The organism is Vibrio sp. 10N.261.52.A1, from assembly GCF_002876325.1.
In the GTDB taxonomy this organism is placed as follows: domain Bacteria; phylum Pseudomonadota; class Gammaproteobacteria; order Enterobacterales; family Vibrionaceae; genus Vibrio; species Vibrio chagasii.
In genome coordinates this window covers 1-530 of sequence record NZ_MCYD01000154.1, presented here as the reverse complement: position 1 = coordinate 530, position 530 = coordinate 1, and the positions used below count along the sequence as shown (strand labels likewise).

Here is a 530-nt window from a genome sequence, read left to right as displayed (position 1 = left end):
ATAACTACGAACACTGTCGAAACAATATGTACTTAGGGCTGCCAGCCGCACTGTTTACTATCGATATGGAAGGGAATGGTAATCGAGCACCAATCAATCTAGATGGATTTAAGCAGTTCTTCGACATGCTTGAACCCGCTATCGGTATGCAAGTAAGTCTTGGGCAAACCAATACGGTGGCGCTGTGTCCTGCATTGACCACTCACTCAGAACTGAGCGACGAGGCACTCAATGAGGCGGGAATCAAGCCAACGACGATGCGCATCTCGATTGGTTTAGAAGATCCTCGCATGTTCATTGCACACATAATCGAAGCCGCTAAGTTATCGATTGACCGTAAACATGTTGATTTCTCATCGAGCTTCCCAAGTAACGAGCACATCGACGAGATATATATGCAAACTTATATGGACGTGCACCAAAGGTTTGTGAAGAGTCTGCCTAAGTTCAGTCAGCTGAGTCAGTAAAGGCGGTTAGAATTTCGCGAAAGCGACTCAAAATGATGAGTAAGCGCCCTCTTTATTTAATAA

General features: G+C 45.1%; 1 protein-coding gene. It reads left to right on the top strand.

From position 1 onward, the window contains the following. On the top strand, nt 1-467 hold a 467-nt coding region (locus tag BCT81_RS02095), incomplete at its 5' end, for a PLP-dependent transferase (RefSeq protein WP_198596827.1). Nucleotides 468-530 lie beyond the last annotated feature (63 nt).